We start from the raw sequence: 22686 nt of genomic DNA on the forward strand, positions 1-22686 counted from the left end.
TTAAAAGAATGACCAAACTTGCTATATTGCTTCTTACGGCTTTGATGCCTTTGGGGGCTGTTCATGCACAAGATAGAATTCACTACACAGGAACGGAACTTTCCAATCCTGCTTATCATGACGGACAATTATCTCCCGTAGTCGGTGTACATAACATACAGGTGGTGCGGGCTAACAGGGAATATCCGGATGCCTCCAATGGCGATGGGTGGACCTATAATCATCAGCCGATGCTGGCTTATTGGAACGGACAATTCTATTTGCAATATTTGTCCGATGTTTCCGATGAACATGTGCCTCCCTCCCAGACTTTTCTGATGACTTCCAAAGATGGATATAATTGGACAAATCCGGTTATTATTTTCCCTCCGTATAAAGTGCCGGACGGTTATTCCAAAGAGAGTCGTCCCGGTGTAAAAGCAAAAGATCTGATCGCTATCATGCATCAGCGTGTAGGATTCTATGTCTCCAAATCGGGGCGTTTGATTACGATGGCGAATTATGGGGTTGCTTTGGATAAGAAAGATGATCCCAATGATGGAAATGGTATCGGTCGTGTCGTTCGTGAAATCAAGAAGGACGGAACATACGGTCCTATTTATTTTATTTACTATAATCATGGCTTTAATGAGAAGAATACGGACTATCCTTATTTCAAAAAAAGTAAGGATAAAGAGTTCGTGAAGGCTTGTCAGGAGATTTTGGATAATCCCTTGTATCGTATGCAATGGGTGGAGGAAGCCGACAGGGAAGATCCAATCCTTCCGTTAAAGAAAAGATATAAAGCTTTTAATTGCTATACCCTTCCTGACGGACGTATCGCCAGCTTATGGAAGCATGCTTTGACATCTATTAGTGAGGATGGCGGTAACACGTGGGCGGAACCGGTACTTCGGGCGAAAGGTTTTGTAAATAGTAATGCAAAGATTTGGGGACAACGCTTGAGTGACGGTACTTATGCTACGGTGTATAATCCTTCGGAATTCCGTTGGCCGTTGGCTATCTCGTTAAGTAAGGATGGGCTGGAATATACGACATTGAATCTGGTAAACGGTGAAATTACTCCAATGCGTTATGGTGGAAACTATAAGTCTTATGGTCCTCAATATGTACGTGGTATTCAGGAGGGTAATGGAGTTCCGGAAGATGGAGATATGTGGATAACATACAGTATGAATAAAGAGGATATGTGGGTTTCCCGTATTCCTGTTCCTGTAAAAATAAATGCGAGCGAACAAGCAAATGATGATTTTAACGCTTATAGCCGGTTATCGGAGTTGACGGACTGGAATATCTATTCACCTGTTTGGGCTCCTGTTTCTTTAGAGAAGAAAGACGGTAAAACGTGGCTGACTTTGCAGGATAAAGATCCTTTTGACTATGCAAAAGTAGAAAGGAAAATTTCGGCATCGCGTCTTCTTACCGTATCGTTCGATATGATGGTGGAACAAAATGATAAAGGAACGTTCCAAATTGAATTTGTCGATGAAAACGGAGTCGCCTGCTCTCGTCTTGAATTGACAAATGATGGTGTATTCCGTGCCAAAGGTGGGGCTCGTTTTACTAACTTGATGAAGTATGAACCGGGAAAGGTGTACCATGTAGAGGCGGTAATATCTACGGAGGATAGAAATATACAGATTTTTGTAGATGGTAAGAAAGTGGGACTCCGCATGTTGTATGCGCCTGTTCATTCTATCGAACGCGTCGTGTTCCGTACGGGAAACGTGCGTGATTTTCCGACACCGGAGACTCCCGCCGACCAAACTTATGATTTGCCTGATGCAGGTGGGCAAGAGCCTTTAAGTATTTACCGGATTGCAAATGTCCAGACAAAATCAACAGATAAGGATGCTTCCGCCGCCATTTTGAAGTATGATAATTTCAGTCACTATGCAGATTATTTCAATACGATGGAGGATGAGAATATAGTACAGGCTATTCCCAATTCCGAAGCCTCAGCATGGATGAAGGAGAATATCCCATTGTTTGAATGTCCTCAAAAGAATTTTGAAGAAATGTATTACTTCCGCTGGTGGAGTTTACGTAAGCATATTAAGAATACTCCTGTCGGTTACGGCATGACGGAATTTCTGGTGAATCGTTCTTATGCAGATAAATATAACCTGATAGCTTGTGCCATCGGTCACCACATTTATGAAAGTCGCTGGTTACGCAATCAAGATTATCTGAATCAGATTATCCACACTTGGTATCGTGGCAACGAGGGTGGTCCGATGAAGAAAATGGAAAAGTTCAGTTCATGGAATGCCGATGCTGTTTTTAACCGTTACCTGGTGAATGGAGATAAGGCTTTTTTAGTGGATATGATACCGGATTTGGATGCCGAATATAAGCGCTGGGAAAGTACACACCGGTTATCGAATGGCTTGTATTGGCAGGGTGATGTACAGGATGGAATGGAAGAGTCCATAAGCGGGGGACGCAAGAAAAAGTATGCACGTCCTACCATTAACAGCTATATGTATGGTAATGCAAAAGCACTTTCAACTATCGGAATTCTGACAGGGAATGAAGGGATGGCTATGACTTACGGGCTAAAGGCCGATACTTTAAAACAGTTGGTACAGGATAAGCTGTGGAACACGCGTCATGACTTCTTTGAAACAATGCGCAAGGATTCTTCAGCGAATGTACGGGAAGCAATAGGGTATATCCCTTGGTATTTTAATCTGCCTGCCGGTGGGAAATTTGATGTTGCATGGAAGCAGATTGTTGATGAGGGTGGTTTCTCCGCTCCTTACGGATTGACTACTGCCGAACGTCGTCATCCGGAATTTCGTACGCATGGGGTCGGAAAATGTGAGTGGGACGGTGCTATCTGGCCTTTTGCTTCGGCACAGACATTGACTGGTATGGCAAACTTTATGAATAACTATCCGCAGTCCGTACTCTCCGATAGTGTATATTTCCGTCAGATGGAATTGTATGTCGAGTCCCAATATCATCGCGGACGTCCTTATATCGGTGAGTATCTGGATGAGGTGACGGGGTATTGGTTGAAAGGAGACCAGGAACGCAGTCGCTATTATAATCATTCCACATTTAATGATTTGATAATAACAGGCTTGGTAGGTTTGCGTCCCAGAATAGATGACATGGTTGAAGTGAATCCGTTGATTCCGGAAGGAAAATGGGATTGGTTCTGTCTGGATAATATATTGTATCATGGGCATAATCTTACCATTATATGGGATAAAGATGGCAGTCGCTATCATCAGGGAAAAGGATTGAGTGTATTGGTCGACGGGAAGAAAGCCGGGCATTTGGATACATTAGGCAGATTGATTTGTCCGTTATAATTTGAAGTTTGAATGAATAGAAGGTATATTATATTGTTAGGGTTATTTTTAGTTACTTCTATGGGTATTGTCAATGCTCTGGAAGTAACAAAGGTAACTTGCGAGATGATGGTTGATCCGCTTGCCGTTGTTTCCGGACAACCGCGTTTCGGATGGCAGATGAAAGCAAGCGAGAATGGTGCTATGCAATCTGCTTATGAGGTGGAAGTATATAAACTGCAAAACGGGCAACGAGTTACTGTGTGGGAAAGCGGAAAAGTCGCTTCTTCCCAAAGTCAGTTGGTTTCTTATAAAGGTGGGAAATTGCAGTCCGGAGCTAAGTATCTTTGGCGTGTGAAAGTGTGGGATGAACGGAATAAACCATCGGAATGGAGCAATGAGGGAATCTTTCGTTTGGCTCCCGATACTTCTTGTCTTGATGCGGAATGGATTGGAGCAATCTCCCATGAAGATGCCAAATTGCCTTACGGACGTAAGTTTCACGGTACGGAACTGAAGAAGCCGGAAGTGAAAGCACTGTGGGCGGCAGTAGATACATTAGCAAAAAAGAGTATCTGTTTACGGAAAGATTTTATTGCGGAAAAACAGTTGGAAGAAGCTGTTGCTTATGTTTGTGGATTAGGCCATTATGAATTTTCTTTGAATGGGAAGAAAGTAGGCGATGGTGAGTTCACACCATTATGGAGTGACTATGAGAAAACTGTCTATTATAATGTATATGATGTGACTTCTTTGTTGAATCAAGGTGGAAATGCCATCGGGATTCTTTTGGGTAATGGCTTTTATAATGTTCAGGGAGGGCGTTACCGCAAGTTACAGATTAGTTTCGGAGCACCGACGTTGTTTTTTAAACTGATTATGAAATACACGGATGGGACACAGAAAGAAGTTCTTTCCGGAGCTGATTGGAAATATTCTTTAAGTCCGATTACTTTTAACTGTATCTATGGCGGTGAAGACTATGACGCGCGTTTGGAACAAAAAGGATGGAATATGCCGGGATTTGATGATACGGCATGGCGTCCGGTAGTAGTGCAACGTGTACCTAAGGGGGAGTTATGTCCGCAGCAGGCGCCTTCGGTAAAGATCATGGAACGTTATGGCATAAAGTCCGTTCATAAATTAACACCGGAAGAAGTGAAAGCGGCTTGTGTGTCGACAAAGCGCACGGTAGCCCCTTCTGCTTTTGTGTTGGATATGGGGCAAAATCTGGCGGGATTCCCGGAAATAACGGTTCGTGGTAAGAGAGGGCAGAAGGTGACGCTATTGGTTGCGGAGGCATTGACGGATGAGGGTGCTGCAAACCAACGTCAGACGGGGCGTCAGCATTATTATGAATATACGTTGAAAGGTAATGGAGAGGAGACTTGGCATCCCCGTTTCTCTTATTATGGTTTCCGGTACATTCAGGTGGAGGGTGCTGTGTTGAAGGGACAAAAGAATCCGGATAAGTTGCCTGTACTAAAAGATATTAAGTCTTGTTTTATCTATAATTCTGCCGGTAGCGTTTCAACATTTGAAACGTCTAATAAGATATTTAATGCAGCCCACAGACTGATAGGAAAGGCAGTACGAAGCAATATGCAGTCGGTTTTTACAGACTGTCCGCACCGTGAAAAACTGGGCTGGTTGGAACAACTTCATTTGAATGGTCCCGGTTTGTTTTATAATTATGACCTGACGGCACTGGTTCCGAAAATAGTTAAGGATATGGCGGATGCGCAGCATCCTGACGGATTGGTACCTACTACCGCACCGCAATATGTGGTTTTTGAAGGTCCGGGATTGGATGTCTTTGCCGATTCTCCGGAGTGGGGAAGTTCTATGGTGATTCTTCCGTTTATGTATTATGATTATTACGGGGATGACTCCTTAATCCGGAATTACTATCGGAATATGCGTGCTTATGTGGATTATCTTTCTTCACGTGCCAACCGTCATATTGTCTCTCATGGTTTGGGTGATTGGTATGATTATGGAGATTTTCGTGCGGGCTTCTCTCGCAATACACCCGTCCCATTGGTGGCAACAGCGCACTATTATATGGATATATGTTATGTAGCTAAAGCTGCGGACATGATAGGGAACAACTATGACAGGGATTTTTATACCCGGTTGGCTCAGGAAGTGAAAGAGGCGTTTAACAAGGAGTTCTTTAACAAAGAGACTTGCCAATACGGTACAGGTAGCCAATGCAGCAATGCACTGCCGTTGTTCCTTGACATGGTATTGCCCGAATATCGTTCTTCCGTATTGGACAATCTGGTGAAAGATATTAAAGCTCATGGCAATCGTCTGACTACGGGAGACGTAGGCAACCGTTATCTTTTCCAGACTTTGGCTCGTAACGGGCTGAATGATTTGATGTATACCATGCACAATCACGAAGATGCGCCCGGATATGGATTTCAACTAAAGTTTGGAGCTACCACTTTGACGGAACAGTGGGACCCTCGTCAAGGCTCTTCATGGAATCATTTTATGATGGGACAAATAGATGAATGGTTTTTTGTATCTTTGGCAGGAATTCAGCATGCTTCCGGTAAAACCGGTTTCCGGGAATTGGAGATTCGTCCGCAGGCTGTGGGAGATTTGGAAGCAGTAAAGGCTTCTTATGAGTCACTATATGGGACTATTGCCGTTGACTGGACACATCGTGACGGTATGTTTACTCTGAATGTAACGATACCGGTCAATTGCTCGGCAAAGGTTTATCTGCCCGGTGACCGGGAAGCGAAAGAAGTAAAGAGCGGTACTTATTCATTTAAAAAGAAAATATGATTATGACGAAGCAACGGACGATTATTTTATTCATTGCGTGTGTTTGTGCTTTCTTAATGGTTCGTGCAGAGCGTGTGGACATGCAGAAAGCGGGAGCAAAGGCAAACGGCAAATCGTTGAACACAAACCTGATAAATAAAACAATTGATCGCTTGAACAGTGCGGGGGGAGGAACTCTTTTCTTCCCGGCAGGGACTTATCTGACGGGGGCTATTCACATGAAGAGTAATATAACGCTGGAGCTGGAAGCCGGAGCTACTTTACTGTTTTCCGATAACTTTGATGATTATCTTCCTTTTGTGGAAGTACGCCATGAAGGTGTAGTCATGAAAAGTTTCTCTCCGTTGATTTATGCGGTGGATGCAGAGAATATAACGATTAAAGGGGAAGGTACGTTGGACGGACAGGGCAAGGCATGGTGGACAGAGTTTTTCCGTATATTCGTGGACTTGCCCAAGAATGGTGTACGTGACTTGAACAAGTATCAGCCGATGTGGGACAAAGCCAATGATGTGGAAGCTCTTGCTGCCGAAACGAATGAAGATTGGCATACCACCTTGCAGCGTCGTTTCTTCCGTCCTCCTTTTATTCAACCTATCCGTTGTAAGAACGTGCGCATAGAGGGGGTTAAGATTGTTAATTCTCCTTTCTGGACGGTGAACCCCGAATTCTGTCAGAATGTGACGGTGGATGGAATCACGATTCATAATGTACCCTCTCCGAATACGGATGGCATCAATCCGGAATCATGTAAGGATGTTCATATCAGTAATTGCCACATCTCGGTAGGCGATGATTGTATCACCATAAAATCAGGCAGGGATGCTCAGGCGCGTCGTTTGAATGTTCCTTGTGAGAATATTACGATTACCAACTGTACCATGCTTTCCGGACACGGAGGGGTTGTGATTGGCAGTGAAATGAGCGGGAGCGTGCGTAAGGTGACTATCAGTAATTGTGTATTTGACGGAACGGATCGCGGAATACGTGTAAAGTCTACTCGTGGAAGAGGGGGTGTCGTAGAGGATATTCGTGTCAGCAATGTGGTTATGAGTAATATAGGGCGGGAAGCTGTGGTGCTTAACCTGAAGTACAGCAAGATGCCCGCAGAAGAAAAGAGCGAGCGCACTCCGGTCTTTCGTGATATTTATATTTCTGGTCTGACGGCAATAGATGTGAAAACTCCGATTAAAATAGTAGGTCTGGAAGAGGCCCCGATTACAGATATTACATTGCGGGATATTAATGTAAAGAATGCCCGTGAGAAATGTGTGTTTGAAAACTGCGAACGCATCCGTATGACGGACGTGATAGTCAATGGAGAAGAAATAAAGTTATAAGACGATATAGATGAAAAAGATTCTTTATATGATGTTGGCGATGGCGAGTCTGTCTGCCAACGCACAGACGTTGACCTATGAGGACCGCTTTGCACGTCCTTTAAATGAAGTGTTGGCAGATATTCAGACCCGCTTTAATATTCGTTTGAAGTATGATATAGATACAGTGGGCAAAGTGTTGCCTTATGCCGACTTTCGTATTCGTCCTTATTCGGTGGAAGAGTCGCTGACCAATGTGCTTGCTCCGTTTGATTATAAGTTTGTGAAGCAGTCGGGCAATCTGTATAAGTTGAAAGCTTATGAATATCCCCGTCGTACGGAAACGGACGGAGAGAAACTGATTGCTTATTTGAATACATTATATACGGATAAGGCTTCATGGGAAGAACGTAAAGCGTGTTTGCGTAAGGAAGTGCGTATGCGGCTGGGTATTGATTCGTTGATGAAGAAACGGGTAGACAATCCCAAACCGATACTTTCCAAAATACGTAAATATAACGGTTATACTGTTCAGAACTTTGCTTTGGAAACTTTGCCGGGTTTGTATGTTTGCGGTTCTATCTATACACCCCGTTCTAAAGGGAAACATGCCTTGATTATTTGTCCGAACGGTCATTTCGGAGGTGGACGCTATCGGGAAGACCAGCAACAACGTATGGGCACACTGGCTCGTATGGGAGCTGTCTGTGTGGATTATGACTTGTTTGGTTGGGGAGAGTCTGCCTTGCAGGTAGGTTCTGCTGCTCACCGTTCCAGTGCTGCGCACGTGATTCAGGCAATGAACGGTCTGTCTGTGTTGGACTATATGCTTGCCAACCGTAAGGATATTGATGTGACCAGAATCGGTGCGAACGGAGGTTCGGGAGGTGGTACGCATACGGTACTGCTTACAGCGTTGGATGAACGGTTTACGGCTTCTGCTCCGGTGGTAAGTCTGGCTTCTCATTTTGATGGCGGTTGTCCGTGTGAAAGCGGGATGCCTATCCAACTGGCCTGTGGAGGTACTTGTAATGCAGAGTTGGCGGCAATGTTTGCTCCGCTTCCCCAATTAATCGTTTCGGACGGGGGAGACTGGACCAGCAGTGTCCCAACGTTGGAATATCCTTATCTTCGCCGTGTCTATGGCTTTTATGATGCTTCGGACAAAGTGACCAATGTGCATCTTCCCAAAGAGAAGCATGATTTTGGTCCGAACAAGCGCAATGCGGTGTACAGCTTCTTTATCACTGCTTTTTCTCTGGATAAAAAGATGCTGGATGAAAGCAAAGTAACCATCGAGCCGGAAAGTGCCATGTATAGTTTTGGTGAGAAAGGAGAGTTACTTCCCGAGAGTGCAATCCGTTCGTTTGATAAGGTGGCGGCTTACTTCGACAGGGATGTCTTTGCGGAATTGAAGTCTGATTTGGCTTTGGAGAAGAAAGCGTCGGACTGGGTTGCTTCTCTCGATTTGAATGACGATAAGAAAGCGGGATATGTGACGACTGTTATTTATAACCATCTTCGCCAGGTTCGTGACTGGCACAATCAACATCCTTATACCACCGTGCCGGAAGGCATGAATCCGTCTACGGGGAAACCGCTCAGCCAGTTAGACCGTCAGATGATTGCGGATTCCGCTATGCCCGGAGATGTACATAAGAAACTGATGGATGGACTGCGCAGAGCACTTACGGAAGAACAGGTAGAAACGATTTTGGACAAATATACGGTTGGGAAAGTAGCTTTCACACTGAAAGGTTATCAGGCTATCGTGCCGGATTTGACAAAGGAAGAGGAAGAACATATTGTTTCTCTTTTGAAGAAGGCGCGTGAGCAGGCTGTCGATTACAAGAGCATGAAGCAGATCTCTGCCGTTTTTGAAATCTATAAGACACAGTGCGAACAATACCTGAATAGTAACGGAAGAGACTGGCGGCAGTTATTCCGTGACTATGTGAACAAGCGTAAGGCGGAGAAAGCGGCAAAGAAATAAGCAGATAAGTATAATGGAAAAGTTAAGTACACAACAACTTCCGGTAGATATAGTCTTCCATCCTTCTTGGTGGAATAAGCATACGGGTATTGTTTTTGATGAAGATTTCTTCTATCATCCTCTCCGTCGGGTGGAAGATGAACGGCGTATGGAGATTGAGTTACATGAACGTTTCGGACAATATGGCTTGGGAGCCGATTATGATAAGGAACTTCCTCAAGTAGGGGCGGTTCATCTGGCTGCGGGATATATCTTGTCGGAGATGTTGGGATGTTCCGTCGAATATACTGCCGATTCGGCTCCGCAGGTAATTTGTCCGCATATAGAGGGCTGGGAGTTAGATGAAGAAAAACCTTTCCGAAGCGAACCTTTCCGTAAATTGCAGAAGTTGGTTGAATCGCTGAAAGGCAAATACGGTTACGTATGCGGAGATATTAACTGGGGTGGTGTATTGAATCTGGCTATCGACCTGAAAGGCGAGATGGTATTGATGGACATGGTGATGGAACCGGAGAAAACCAGAGCCTATTTTAATGCTATCGGCAGAGTTGTAGAGCGTTTCTTCAGTTATATTCAGCGTGAGACAGGCTCGTCTTCTATCTCAGTGAACCGTTTGGCTCGCTTGCTTGACAAATCGGTTTATATCCACTCCGAATGTTCGCACACCATGATCTCGACAGAGGATTATGAAACCTTCCTATTGCCGATTGATGTGGTGTGGAGTGAACGCTATCGTCCGTATGGAATTCATTATTGCGGTACAGACCCTCACCGCCATGCAGCCAATTTTGCCAAAGTACCTCATCTGGATTTCTTGGATCTGGGTTGGGGTGGCGATGTAAAAGCACTACGCGAGGCACTTCCGAAAACTTTCCTGAATATCCGTCTGAATCCCGTTGAACTGAACGGTTACAGCTATGATGAACTAAAGCAAATCATAGAAGAACGGGTAGGGCAATCAGGTAATCTTAACTTAACAGGACTTTGCTGCATCAATATGGATGCGGAAGTAGGGGACGAGAAAGTAGCGGCTATCTTTGAAATTGCCGAACAGTGCAGGAAGAAAATAGAATAGTTCCTACCATCCCTTTATCTTCTCCCTGATGAATGATTAGTTCCACAATATATGAAACAAAAGTTCCATATATTATGAAACAAAAGTTTCATATTTTGTGAAACTAATCACGCTCCCTTATGCGTTGTTTGCTTCTCCGGTATCGTTTCTATAATTTATATAGCCTTTAAACAGTTACAAAAGTCTGCTTTCTACGTCTATCTCTTATAGATTGAAGAAATTGAGGCTATGAAATACCGTTTATCTACATTTATAAGCATGCTTCTTGTGGCGTTTTCTGTGGTTACGGCGGGAGAGGTTTGGGTGTCTCCGTCCGGAAATGACGGGAATGCGGGGACGAAGGATGCTCCTTTACGTACAGTGGCACAGGCATTGAAGCGGGCACGGGAATGGAGACGTTTATCGAATCCTGCCGTACAGGGTGGTGTGCGTGTGCTTTTGCAAGAAGGTGTTTATCGGCAGGAGAAGGCTTTGCTGGTTCGCCCGGAAGATAGCGGAACGGCTGAGAGCCCTACCATTGTTGAGGCGGCGGAGGGTGCAAAGGTTATTATCAGTGGAGGGAAACTGTTGACCGGGTGGAAGCGGGTGACGGAAGATATTCCGGGATTGCCTGCTGTTGCCAAAGGTAAGGTATGGAGGGCGGATGCTCCTTTGGTGGGTAACCGTTTGGCGGAGTTTCGCCAACTGTGGGTGAACGGAGTTAAGGCAGTGCGCAGCACACAGTTTGCTCCCAGAGAAATGCAACGGATGTTGGCGTTTGACAAGGATAAGGAGGAGATTTGGATATCCACTCCGGCTATTGAGGGGCTGGACGAAGCCCGCGGGATGGAAATGACGGTGCATCAGCGTTGGGCAATCGCTATCTTGCGGATAAAGGAGTTTGATATACAGGGAGAACGTACGCGGGTTACTTTCCATCAGCCGGAGAGTGAGTTGGAGTTTGCGCATCCGTGGCCTCAGCCGGTTATCGACGGAGAAAAAGGAAGTTCTTCTTTCTGCTTGGGCAATGCCCTCCGGTTGCTGGACACTCCGGGCGAGTGGTATCAGGACTATCCGTCGGGGCAGGTGTATTACTGGCCTCGTGAGGGAGAAGATATGCTTCGGGCAGAGGTGGTAGCTCCTGTGGTGGAGAAATTAATTACGGTGGACGGTTCGTTGGAACGTCCTGTTTCCCATATTACTTTTAAGGGTATTGATTTTCAGCATGCGGGTTGGTATCGCCCTTCACTCGAAGGACACGTCACCCTGCAAGGGGGAATGTATCTGCTGGATGCTTATAAGCTGCCGATACCCGGTTTGCCTGAAAAGGCGGAGCTGGAAAATCAGGCGTGGATTGCCCGTCCGGAAGCTGCCGTGACGGTGAGGGGAGCAAATCACATCGACTTCCGGAATTGCGCTTTCCGTCATCTGGGCGCTACCGGACTGGATTATGAATGGGCTGTGACGGACTCGGAAGTCAAGGGCTGTCTTTTCACCGATATTGGCGGAACGGCTCTGGCGTTGGGAGCTTTCCCCGACGGAGGCTTTGAGACGCATATACCTTATATCCCGGTGAATAAGAAAGAACTTTGTTCCGGAATATCGATAACAAACAATCTGATAACGGAGGTGACCAATGAGGATTGGGGCTGCGTGGGCATAGGCGCGGGTTATGTGAGAGATGTGACAATCGAGCACAACGAGGTGAGCCATGTAAACTACTCCGGTATTTGTGTGGGGTGGGGATGGACGCCTCTGAACAGCGGGATGAAGAACAACCGGATACATGCCAATTATGTGCATCATTTTGCCCGTCAGCTTTATGATGCGGGAGGACTGTACACGCTTTCCAACCAGCCCGGTTCAAGCATGACGGAGAACAGGCTGGAACATCTGGCGGATGCTCCTTATGCTACCAACGACCGTGCTTTCTACATCTATTTCGATGAAGCTACAGACGGCTATCGGGTGGAAAACAACTGGTGTCCTGAGGCACGTTTCGACTCCAACCGTCCCGGTCCGGTGAATGTGTGGACGAACAACGGGCCTATGGTGTCGGAAGAGATTAAATCGGCCGCAGGTTTGCTGCCGGAATACGGGTATTTGAGAAACAAATAGTAAAAGATATACGATTCATGAAACAAACGAATTATCATTTGTTCGACTTCCTCGATTTCGATACGGAGTTGAAGACGGACGAAGCACTTTGGAAGGCATGCAAGCCCACTGCCATCTATGAGAAAGACGGCGATATCTGCGTGACCGTTCCTTTCCAAAAACAACAATTGGCGAATGACATGGCGGCAGATGAAACTGTGCCCCGTCAGGAGTCCACCTTTATCATCCGCTATTATACTCATAATATCCTCCGTTTGTTTGCCGGTTTCGGAGAAGCGGAAATGACCGACCGTTCCGAAATGCTCCGGTTGGCACCGGATATCCGTAAGAAGCCGCTGACGGTTCGTGAGGACAAGGGTGAATGGAGCGTCTATGATGCCGAAGGTCGTCGCCGTGCATTGATTAATCTGCGTGAACCCGTGCTGGATTATTGGAGTGACTTGCTTCCGGTTCCTCAGGAGACGCTTGACATTACTTTCTATCCGGATGATAAGAAAGAAATCCGGCTGAGTGCTTACGATCATTTCTCGCCTCCGCGCTATGATGCCCTTCCGTTGGCGTATTGCGTGAAAGAGGGGCATAAGGAACGGGCGACGATCTCTTTTGAATGTCAGCCGGACGAGGTGTTTGCCGGAACGGGAGAACGTTTCTATAAGATGGATCTCAGCGGACATACGTTTCAGTTGAAGAATCAGGACGGGCAGGGCGTGAACAACCGTCGTGCCTACAAGAATATACCTTTCTATCTGTCGAGCAGGATGTATGGCGTTTTTTACCATACCAGTGCGCATAGCAAGCTGTCTTTGGCAGACCATTCCACCCGTTCGGTGCAGTTTCTTAGTGACCAAGCCATGCTGGATGTGTTCCTTATCGGTGGAAACACTCCCGAAGAGATTCTTTGCGGATACCGCAGCCTGACAGGATTCCCGTCGATGCCTCCTCTATGGAGCTTCGGAACATGGATGAGCCGTATGACTTATTTCAGTGCCGACGAGGTGACCGCAATCTGTAACCGCTTGCGTGCGGAACAGTATCCGTGTGATGTGATTCATCTGGATACGGGATGGTTCAAGACCGACTGGCTTTGCGAATGGAAGTTCAATGATGAGCGTTTCCCTGATCCGAAAGGCTTTATCCATCAACTGAAAGACAACGGTTTCCGCGTTTCGCTATGGCAGTTGCCTTACGTGGCGGAGGATGCGGAGCAGATAGATGAAGCCAGAGAAAACAACTATATCGGCCCTTTGACAAAGAAGCAGGATTCGGAAGGATCAAACTTCTCCGCTTTGGATTATGCCGGAACCATCGACTTCACCTATCCTAAGGCTGTGGAGTGGTATAAGGGCTTGTTGAAGAATCTGTTGGATATGGGTGTCACCTGCATAAAAGCGGATTTCGGTGAGAATATACACATGGATGCCGAATATCATGGTATGTCGCCCGAACTCCTGAATAACCTGTATGCATTGCTTTATCAGAAAGCTGCTTATGAAATAACAAAAGAGGTGACCGGCGACGGTATCATTTGGGCGCGTGCCGCTTGGGCGGGTTGCCAACGCTATCCGCTTCATTGGGGCGGTGATTCGGCGAGCACATGGGACGGTATGGCGGGTTCGTTGAAAGGCGGTATTCACTTCGGACTCTCCGGTTTTGCTTTCTGGAGTCACGATGTTCCCGGATTCCATAGCCTTCCGAACTTCATGAACTCTCCTGTGACGGATGATTTGTACGTGCGCTGGACTCAGTTCGGTGTGTTCTCCTCCCATATCCGCTATCATGGAACGAGCAAACGCGAACCTTGGAGTTATCCGGCTATCGCTCCGATTGTGAAGAAGTGGTGGAATCTGCGTTATGCCCTGATTCCGTATATCATAGAACAAAGTGAGAAGGCTACCCGGACGGGTTATCCTGTGCTTCGTGCACTGATATTCCATCATCCGGAAGATAAGTTGTGCTGGCATATCGATGATGAATATTATTTCGGTGACGACTTCCTTGTTGCGCCTGTCATGAACGGCGATAACCGTAGGGATGTATATCTTCCGGAAGGCAGATGGGTGAACTTCTTTACCGGAGAACGTTTGGAAGGCGGACGCTGGTTGAAGAATCTGGAAGTGCCGTTGGATGAAATGCCAGTGTATGTCCGTGAAGGAGCGGAGATACCTTACTATCCGGAGCAGGTGCAGTGTACGGACGAAATGGATCTGAACAAGCAAGTCTCATTGAGAATAGATAATGATTTTAAAGGAATTTGGACAAAATGAATAACAGCAAGATGAAGACGTGGAAAACAAACTTGGAAGAAACCAAGCAACGCTATATTGATTGGTGGAATCATAAAGGTATTATACTTAATATGTGGGAACATTTTCAGGAAGGTGTGAGGCCGCATGCCGATGTTCCTGCTCCCGCTCCTGCAAAGGATTTGAATCAGAAATGGTTTGACCCGCAGTGGAGAGCGGAATATTTGGATTGGTATGTAGCTCACAGCAGTCTGATGGCGGATATGCTTCCGGTAGCCAACGCACAGTTAGGACCGGGCTCTTTGGCAGCCATATTGGGAGGCGTGTTTGAAGGTGGCGAGGATACCATCTGGATTCATCCCGATCCGGATTTCAATGATGAGATTGTTTTTAATCCGGAGCATCCTAACTGGATATTGCACAAGGAATTGCTGAAAGCCTGCAAGGCTAAAGCGAAAGGAAACTACTATGTAGGTATGCCCGACCTGATGGAAGGCCTGGATGTTTTGGCTGCCTTGAAGGGTACGGATAAAGTCTTGCTGGATACGGTGATGCAGCCGGAAGTGCTGGAACAACAGATGCAGCAGATCAATGATATTTACTTTAAAGTCTTTGATGAGCTGTATGACATTATCCGTGAGGGAGATGAGATGGCGTTCTGCTATTTCTCTTCTTGGGCTCCGGGTAAGATGAGCAAGTTGCAAAGTGACATTTCTACGATGATCAGCGAGGATGATTACAGGCGGTTTGTACAACCGTTCATCCGTGAGCAATGCCAAAAGATAGATTATACATTATACCATCTGGACGGGGTAGGGGCTATGCATCATCTTCCGGCATTGTTGGAGATAGAAGAACTGAATGCAATTCAGTGGACTCCGGGTGTGGGTGAGCCGCAGGGAGGTTCTCCGAAGTGGTACGATTTATATAAGAAGATACTTGCTGCCGGAAAGAGCGTCATGGCTTGTTGGGTAACACTGGACGAGTTGAAACCTCTCTTGGATAATATCGGGGCTGACGGTGTGCATCTTGAAATGGATTTCCACAATGAAAAAGAAGTGGAACAGGCTATGAAGATAGTGGATGAATATAGAAATTCCGCATCGGAAGCAGTTAAAGAAGCAGAGGCGGACGAAAAGCCTCTACAACAGCAGGAAAGTATTCAAGTAACAACTGCTTCCCATAATGAAGATGAGGCCTTGAAACCTTTGTTTGATGCGATTGTGGCAGGCAAACTTGAACCGGCAGTGGAGATAACCAGACAGGCGATAGCCAACGGAGCGTTGCCGCAGGATATCATTAATAACTACATGATAAAGGCGATGGGTGAAATCGGTCAGCGTTTTCAGGATGGAAAGGCATTCGTTCCCCAGTTGTTGATGGCGGGACGTGCCATGAAAGGTTCGCTCGAATTGTTGAAACCGTTGTTGCAGGGCAATGCCTCGGTCTCTATCGGTAAGGTGATTATCGGTACGGTGAAAGGCGATTTGCATGACATAGGCAAGAATCTTGTGGCATCCATGCTTGAGGGATGCGGATTTGAGGTTATTAATATCGGTATCGATGTATCGTCGGATAAATTTGTGGAAGCGGTGAAAGAGCATCATGCGGATATTCTTTGTCTGAGTGCTTTGCTCACCACGACAATGACCTACATGAAAGAAGTGATCGACGCTTTGGAAAAGGCGGGTATAAGACAGGAAGTGAAGGTGATGGTAGGAGGGGCTCCTATCAGTGAAGACTATGCCCGTGAAATAGGGGCGGACGGTTATAGTGACAATGCCAATACTGCCGTGCTGAAAGCGAAAGAGTTAATGGGAGTTTATTAATCGGACATAATTACTATGAAAACACAATTTTTAGATACATTGGATTGGGGGATACTTGTCGTTTATTTTGTTATCTTGATAGCAATCGGTGTTTGGGCAAGCAGTACCCGTAAGAAAGGAAGCAGCCTCTTTCTGGCTGAACATTCCTTGAAATGGCCCAGTATCGGCTTTTCCATGTGGGGAACGAATGTAGGGCCATCCATGTTGATTGCGTCCGCTAGTGCAGGGTTCACCACCGGTATCGTGTCGGGCAATTATGCATGGTATGCATTTGTATTTATATTTCTGTTGGCGTTTGTTTTCGCTCCCCGCTATCTGGGTGCGAAAGTGATGACCTTGCCGGAGTTTATGGGACGTCGTTTCGGACAGTCCACCCGTCATATTCTGGCGTGGTACACTATTGTCACGATTCTGATTTCATGGTTGGCACTGACGCTGTTTGCCGGAGGTATCCTGATTCGTCAGATATTCGATATGCCCATGTGGCAGTCGGCTGTTTTGTTATTACTTATATCGGCGTTTTTTACCATGCTCGGCGGATTGAAGGCGGTGGCCTATACCAATGTCTTTCAGATGTTGCTACTTATCTTTGTCTCGGCAACCTTGACGATTGTCGGACTGAATAAGGTAGGAGGGGTTACGGCTTTGTTTGACGCCGTTCCGCATAGTTACTGGAATCTGTTTCTTCCGAATGACGATCCGGCTTTCCCCTGGTTGCCTATCATATTGGGGTATCCTATCATGGGAGTATGGTTCTGGTGCACGGATCAGTCTATGGTACAACCCGTTTTGGCTGCCAAGAATCTGAAACAAGGGCAGTTAGGGGCTAACTTCACCGGATGGCTGAAAATACTGGATGTGCCTTTGTATATTTTGCCGGGTATCATTTGTCTGGCTCTTTTTCCTACTTTAAATAATCCGGATGAGGCTTACATGACGATGGTGACCAATCTTTTCCCGGTCGGTATGGTCGGTTTGGTGTTGGCGGTTCTTACTGCTGCTTTGGTGAGCACGATCGGTTCCGCGCTGAATGCTTTGAGTACCGTTTTCACGATGGATATTTATGTAAAGCGCATCAATCCCGATGCTACCCAAAAGCATATTATCCGTATGGGACATACCGTAACGGTAGCGGGAGCTTTGATTTCGATTCTTATCGCGGTTGCCATAGACTCGATACAGGGATTGAATCTGTTTAATGTATTCCAGTCCGTGCTTGGATTTATTGCTCCGCCGATGTCGGCAGTATTCCTGTTTGGTGTATTTTGGAAGAAAACAACTACTCGTGCCGCCAATATGGCTCTCACATTCGGTACGGTTTTCAGTATCGGAGTCGGTATCCTCTATCTATGGGTGATTCCTGCCGATCAGTTTGATTTTTGGCCGCACTTCATGCTGTTGTCATTCTATCTGTTTGCCATTATTGCAGTAGCGATGGTGGTTGTTAGTCTGCTGGATAAGAACGCAGTGAACCGGAATGTACTTGATTTCGGTAAGATAGGCCGGCCGGCACGTTTGGTAGTAACCCTCTGGGCCATGCTTATTGTAGTAATGATAGGACTGTATATCTTCTTTAATGGGTTTTAAGGAGTAGATATGATAAAGACCTGGGATGATGTTGTTTATGGTAGTGTCATCCCGGGGTTTATATATCTTTAATTATAACTCAAATCAAGTATTAGTTATTTAATCAGTTTAATTACTTCCGTCGTGTTGTCCGCATATAAAACTCTTGCATAGACCACTTCACTGGTTTTTCCCATAGGGATTTCCACTTGTGTATCGTTACACTTTGAGGAGAAAATAAGGGCTCCGATAGTGCTAAATATTTCTATCTTGCTGATGTTTTTCTCTCCGTTTAGTATCCAAGAGTTTCCGCTTCGAGTGATAGATAAGTTTGGGTTTGATACGGATTCTATACCTTGTGGTTGGTCTCCTTCCCGTATTCTAAAGATTTTCCATTGCGGATCTGCATTTCTATAAATTTCAATGCAGCCTTCTGGTACTGATAAGGGGTATTCACAATATTGTTCGTCTGACATGACAAATGCATTTTCACCAAGAACGGGAGGCTCTTTTGCTTTCATGATAATGGTTGGATCAGAATAGTCCATAAAACTAACAGGAATCAACCAATCTAAATTATAAAAAGCTTTTTCTTTAATGACTTTTAAAGTTTTAGGGAATCTATAATCACGTACTCCTACATTAACGAATGCGTAAGTTTCTATTATTTCCAAACCTTCTTCAAAATATAATTTATAGTTTTCGAAAGCTTCATATAAAATCTTTCCGTCAGAAGAAAAGATACCATTTTCTGTTTTTTTACAGTAGATGTTATCATTACTAAGTATAAATGAAATACCTCCAATATATGCAGCTCTTTTAGGATAAGGTCCTGTTAAATATATTCTGGCATTCGTATTTAATGCATTTTCATCGATATATTTTATATGTATAGGTAACACAATAGTTTCCAATTCTTTACCGAATAAGGCATTAACAGGTATTGTATCTACTTCTATCTGTTTCATATTAATGCTTTTCAGTTTTACAAGTTGGTCTCTGATAAAGTAGAAATCCTCTTTGTTCATACCTCCCGTTAAGGTTAAATCTTCTACGTTTTGAATTTGCTCCTGTGTCATAACATTCTTCAATTCTCCGGGAGTTGTTTCAATAGTTAGGTCCATTCGTGCCTGCATGGTTATGCAGGCAAACATTGTTGATATGAGAGTAATAGTCTTTTTCATACGAATTGAGTATTAGTTATTTAATCAGTTTAATCACTTCTGTTGTGTTGTCCGCATATAAAACTCTTGCATAGACCACTTCACTGGTTTTTCCCATAGGGATTTCCACTTGTGTATCGTTACACTTTGTAGAGAAAATGATGGCTCCGATGGTGTTAAATACTTCTATCTTGCTGATGTTTTTCTCTCCGTTTAGTATCCAAGAGTTTCCGCTTCGAATGATAGATAAGTTTGGGCTTGATACGGAATCTATACCTTGTGGTTGGTCTCCTTCCCGTATTCTAAAGATTTTCCATTGAGGATCTGCATTTCTATAAGATTCTACGCATCCTTCTGGTACTGATAGGGGATATTCGGAAGGATGTTCGTTCATGACGAATGCGTTTTTTCCAAGAATGGGTGGCACTTTGGCTTTCATGATTATAGTTGGATCCGGATAAGAATAAAAACCACCAATAATCTGATCCCAAAATATATTGTAAAAAGCGTGTTCTTTGATTAGCTTTAAAGATTCTGGAAATCTATAATCATAAAGATATGAGTCAACAAATGCGTATGTTTCTATTGTTTCCAAACCTTCTTCAAAATATAATTCATGATTCTGGAAAGCTTCATATAACGTTTTTCCATCAGAAGAAAAGATTCCATTTTCTGTTTCTTTACAGTAGATATTGTCATCACTTAATATGAATGAAATATCTCCAATATATGCAGCTCTTTTGGGATATGGTCCTGTTAAATAAATATCTGTGTATACTCTTCTTTCAGAAACGTAAAATGCATCTTCATCAATATGTTTTATATGTATAGGCAATACAATAGTCCTTAATTCTTTATCAAAGAAGGCTTTAACAGGTATTGTATCTACCTCTATCTGTTTCATATCAATGCTTTTTAGTTTTACAAGTTGGTCTCTGATAAAGTAGAAATCCTCTTTGTTCATACCACCTGTTAAGGTCAAATCTTCCACACTTTGAATTTGCTCCTGTGTCATAATATTCTTCAATTCTCCGGGAGTTGTTTCAATGGTTAGTGTTGTTTGTGCCTGCATGGTTATGCAGGCTAACATTGTTGATATGAGAGTAATAGTCTTTTTCATACGAATTGAGTATTAGTTATTTAATCAGTTTAATCACTTCTGTTGTGTTGTCCGCATATAAAATTCTTGCATAGACTACTTCACCAGTTTTTTCCATAGGGATTTCCACTTGTGTATCGTTACACTTTGTAGAGAAAATGATGACTCCGATGGTGTTAAATACTTCTATCTTGCTGATGTTTTTCTCTCCGTTTAGTATCCAAGAGTTTCCGCTTCGAGTGATAGATAAGTTTGGGCTTGATACGGAATCTATACCTTGTGGTTGGTCTCCTTCCCGTATTCTAAAGATTTTCCATTGCGGATCAGCATTTCTATAAGATTCCACGCATCCTTTCGGTACTGATAGGGGATATTCGGAATAAGAATCGGACATGACGAATGCGTTTTCTCCAAGAATGGGTGGCACTTTTGCTTTCATGATTATAGTTGGATCGGGATAAGGATAAAAGCCACCTATAGGAAAATCCCAAAATGTATTGTAAAAAGCGTGTTCTTTAATTAGCTTTAAAGATTCTGGAAATCTATAATCATAAAGATATGAGTCAACAAATGCGTATGTTTCTATTGTTTCCAAACCTTCTTCAAAATATAATTCATGATTCTGGAAAGCTTCGTATAACGTTTTTCCATCAGAAGAAAAGATTCCATTTTCTGTTTCTTTACAATAAGTGTTATCATCACTAAGTATAAATGCAGTTCTTCCAATATATGCAGCTCTTTTGGGATAAAGTCCTGTTAAGTATATTTTTCCACTAGTATTCTCAAATGCATCCTCATCAATATATTTTATATGTATAGGCAATACAATACTCCTTAATTCTTTGTCAAAAAATGCTTTAACAGGTATTGTATCTACCTCTATCTGTTTCATATCAATACTTTTCAGTTTTACAAGTTGATCTCTGATAAAGTAGAAATCCTCTTTGTTCATACCTCCCGTTAAGGTCAAATCTTCCACACTTTGAATTTGCTCCTGTGTCATAACATTCTTCAATTCTCCGGGAGTTGTTTCAATGGTTAGTGTTGTTTGCGCCTGCATAACCATGCAGGCAAACATTGTTGATATGAGAGTAATAGTCTTTTTCATACGAATGGAGTATTAGTTATTTAATCAGTTTAATCACTTCTGTTGTGTTGTCCGCATATAAAATTCTTGCATAGACTACTTCACAGGTTTTTCCCATAGGGATTTCCACTTGTGTATCGTTACACTTTGTAGAGAAAATGATAGCTCCGATAGTGCTAAATACTTCTATCTTACTGATGTTTTTCTCTCCGTTTAGTATCCAAGAGTTTCCGCTTCGAATGATAGATAAGTTTGGGTTTGATACGGATTCTATACCTTGTGGTTGGTCTCCTTCCCGTATTCTAAAGATTTTCCATTGCGGATCTGCATTTCTATAAATTTCAATGCAGCCTTCTGGTACTGATAAGGGGTATTCACAATATTGTTCGTTTGACATGACAAATGCATTTTCACCAAGAACGGGAGGCACTTTTGCTTTCATGATTATAGTTGGATCTGAATGTTCTCCAGGACCGGAAACTAGATGCCCCCACATTAGGTTATAGAAAGCTTTATTTTTAATATATTTTAAAGATTCTGGGAATCTATAATCATAAAGGTATGCGTCAACAAATGCGTAAGTTTCTATTGTTTCCAAACCTTCTTCAAAATCTAATTTATTTTCTCCGCGAGTAGTTTCATATAAAATCTTTCCGTCAGAAGAAAATATACCATTTTCTGTTTCTTTACAGTAGGTGTTATCGTTACTTATAATGAATGAAATCCCCCCAATATATGCAGCTCTTTTAGGATAAGGTCCTGTTAAATATATTCTAGCATTAGTATTTAATGCATTTTCATCGATATATTTTATATGTATAGGTAATATAATACTTTTCAATTTCTTATCAAAGAAGGCTTTAACAGGTATTGTATCTACTTCTATCTGTTTCATATTAATGCTTTTCAGTTTTACAAGTTGGTCTCTGATAAAGTAGAAATCCTCTTTGTTCATACCTCCCGTTAAGGTCAAATCTTCTACACTTTGAATTTGCTCCTGTGTCATAACATTCTTCAATTCTCCGGGAGTTGTTTCAATGGTTAGTGTTGTTTGTGCCTGCATGGTTATGCAGGCTAACATTGTTGATATAAATAGAATACTCTTTTTCAT

13 protein-coding genes are annotated in these 22686 nt (G+C 43.8%); 9 read left to right on the forward strand and 4 right to left on the reverse strand.

Annotated features, from left to right (window positions below; genetic code table 11):
• Positions 1-8 precede the first annotated feature (8 nt).
• The 9 genes from DXB63_RS03030 (at position 9) to DXB63_RS03070 (ending at position 18247) form a co-directional block, all read left to right on the forward strand.
• The gene (locus DXB63_RS03030) at positions 9-3323 is read left to right on the forward strand and encodes a glycosyl hydrolase family 65 protein (RefSeq protein ID WP_122124903.1); all 3315 of its coding nucleotides are present in this window, start codon (positions 9-11) and stop codon (positions 3321-3323) included.
• A gap of 12 nt (positions 3324-3335) precedes the next feature.
• A complete protein-coding gene (locus DXB63_RS03035) occupies positions 3336-6104 on the forward strand; it encodes a glycoside hydrolase family 78 protein (RefSeq protein ID WP_122124904.1) in 2769 nt (922 codons plus the stop codon).
• 2 nt (positions 6105-6106) lie between these two features.
• On the forward strand, positions 6107-7444 hold the full coding sequence (locus DXB63_RS03040) for a glycoside hydrolase family 28 protein (protein WP_122124992.1): 1338 nt from the start codon (positions 6107-6109) through the stop codon (positions 7442-7444).
• Between the two features lie 10 nt (positions 7445-7454).
• Positions 7455-9416, forward strand: coding sequence for a DUF3826 domain-containing protein (locus tag DXB63_RS03045; protein ID WP_122124905.1), 1962 nt, complete (start codon positions 7455-7457; stop codon positions 9414-9416).
• 13 nt (positions 9417-9429) lie between these two features.
• Positions 9430-10491 carry a hypothetical protein gene (locus tag DXB63_RS03050; protein WP_122124906.1) on the forward strand — a complete coding sequence of 354 codons (1062 nt, stop codon included), beginning with the start codon at positions 9430-9432 and terminating at the stop codon, positions 10489-10491.
• 228 nt (positions 10492-10719) lie between these two features.
• Positions 10720-12588 carry a right-handed parallel beta-helix repeat-containing protein gene (locus tag DXB63_RS03055; RefSeq protein WP_122124907.1) on the forward strand — a complete coding sequence of 623 codons (1869 nt, stop codon included), beginning with the start codon at positions 10720-10722 and terminating at the stop codon, positions 12586-12588.
• Between the two features lie 17 nt (positions 12589-12605).
• Positions 12606-14852 (forward strand): TIM-barrel domain-containing protein, encoded by a 2247-nt coding sequence (locus DXB63_RS03060; protein ID WP_122124908.1) that lies wholly within the window; start codon positions 12606-12608, stop codon positions 14850-14852.
• Between the two features lie 11 nt (positions 14853-14863).
• Positions 14864-16660 (forward strand): corrinoid protein, encoded by a 1797-nt coding sequence (locus tag DXB63_RS03065; RefSeq protein ID WP_122124993.1) that lies wholly within the window; start codon positions 14864-14866, stop codon positions 16658-16660.
• A gap of 15 nt (positions 16661-16675) precedes the next feature.
• Positions 16676-18247, forward strand: coding sequence for a sodium:solute symporter (locus tag DXB63_RS03070; RefSeq protein WP_122124909.1), 1572 nt, complete (start codon positions 16676-16678; stop codon positions 18245-18247).
• 95 nt (positions 18248-18342) lie between these two features.
• Here DXB63_RS03070 and DXB63_RS03075 read toward each other — a convergent pair whose 3' ends face one another.
• Genes DXB63_RS03075 through DXB63_RS03090 form a run of 4 tightly spaced genes read right to left on the reverse strand, consistent with a single transcriptional unit; the run spans position 18343 to position 22686 of the window.
• Complete coding sequence (locus tag DXB63_RS03075; RefSeq protein WP_122124910.1) at positions 18343-19410, reverse strand: leucine-rich repeat protein; 1068 nt, start codon at positions 19408-19410, stop codon at positions 18343-18345.
• 16 nt (positions 19411-19426) lie between these two features.
• Entirely contained in the window at positions 19427-20509 is a 1083-nt protein-coding gene (locus tag DXB63_RS03080; protein ID WP_122124911.1) for a leucine-rich repeat protein, read from the reverse strand.
• Positions 20510-20525: 16 nt separating this feature from the next.
• Positions 20526-21596 carry a leucine-rich repeat domain-containing protein gene (locus DXB63_RS03085; protein ID WP_122124912.1) on the reverse strand — a complete coding sequence of 357 codons (1071 nt, stop codon included), beginning with the start codon at positions 21594-21596 and terminating at the stop codon, positions 20526-20528.
• Between the two features lie 16 nt (positions 21597-21612).
• The gene (locus tag DXB63_RS03090; protein ID WP_122124913.1) at positions 21613-22686 is read right to left on the reverse strand and encodes a leucine-rich repeat protein; all 1074 of its coding nucleotides are present in this window, start codon (positions 22684-22686) and stop codon (positions 21613-21615) included.

This window comes from Bacteroides sp. OM05-12 (assembly GCF_003438995.1).
GTDB lineage: Bacteria > Bacteroidota > Bacteroidia > Bacteroidales > Bacteroidaceae > Bacteroides.

Coding starts and splice junctions, on each gene's coding strand:
- DXB63_RS03030 (WP_122124903.1), top strand. CDS start 9: ATGACCAAACTTGCTATATTGCTTCTTACGGCTTTGATGCCTTTGGGG.
- DXB63_RS03075 (WP_122124910.1), bottom strand. CDS start 19,410: ATGAAAAAGACTATTACTCTCATATCAACAATGTTTGCCTGCATAACC.
- DXB63_RS03035 (WP_122124904.1), top strand. CDS start 3,336: ATGAATAGAAGGTATATTATATTGTTAGGGTTATTTTTAGTTACTTCT.
- DXB63_RS03050 (WP_122124906.1), top strand. CDS start 9,430: ATGGAAAAGTTAAGTACACAACAACTTCCGGTAGATATAGTCTTCCAT.
- DXB63_RS03080 (WP_122124911.1), bottom strand. CDS start 20,509: ATGAAAAAGACTATTACTCTCATATCAACAATGTTAGCCTGCATAACC.
- DXB63_RS03070 (WP_122124909.1), top strand. CDS start 16,676: ATGAAAACACAATTTTTAGATACATTGGATTGGGGGATACTTGTCGTT.
- DXB63_RS03055 (WP_122124907.1), top strand. CDS start 10,720: ATGAAATACCGTTTATCTACATTTATAAGCATGCTTCTTGTGGCGTTT.
- DXB63_RS03045 (WP_122124905.1), top strand. CDS start 7,455: ATGAAAAAGATTCTTTATATGATGTTGGCGATGGCGAGTCTGTCTGCC.
- DXB63_RS03090 (WP_122124913.1), bottom strand. CDS start 22,686: ATGAAAAAGAGTATTCTATTTATATCAACAATGTTAGCCTGCATAACC.
- DXB63_RS03060 (WP_122124908.1), top strand. CDS start 12,606: ATGAAACAAACGAATTATCATTTGTTCGACTTCCTCGATTTCGATACG.
- DXB63_RS03040 (WP_122124992.1), top strand. CDS start 6,107: ATGACGAAGCAACGGACGATTATTTTATTCATTGCGTGTGTTTGTGCT.
- DXB63_RS03065 (WP_122124993.1), top strand. CDS start 14,864: ATGAAGACGTGGAAAACAAACTTGGAAGAAACCAAGCAACGCTATATT.
- DXB63_RS03085 (WP_122124912.1), bottom strand. CDS start 21,596: ATGAAAAAGACTATTACTCTCATATCAACAATGTTTGCCTGCATGGTT.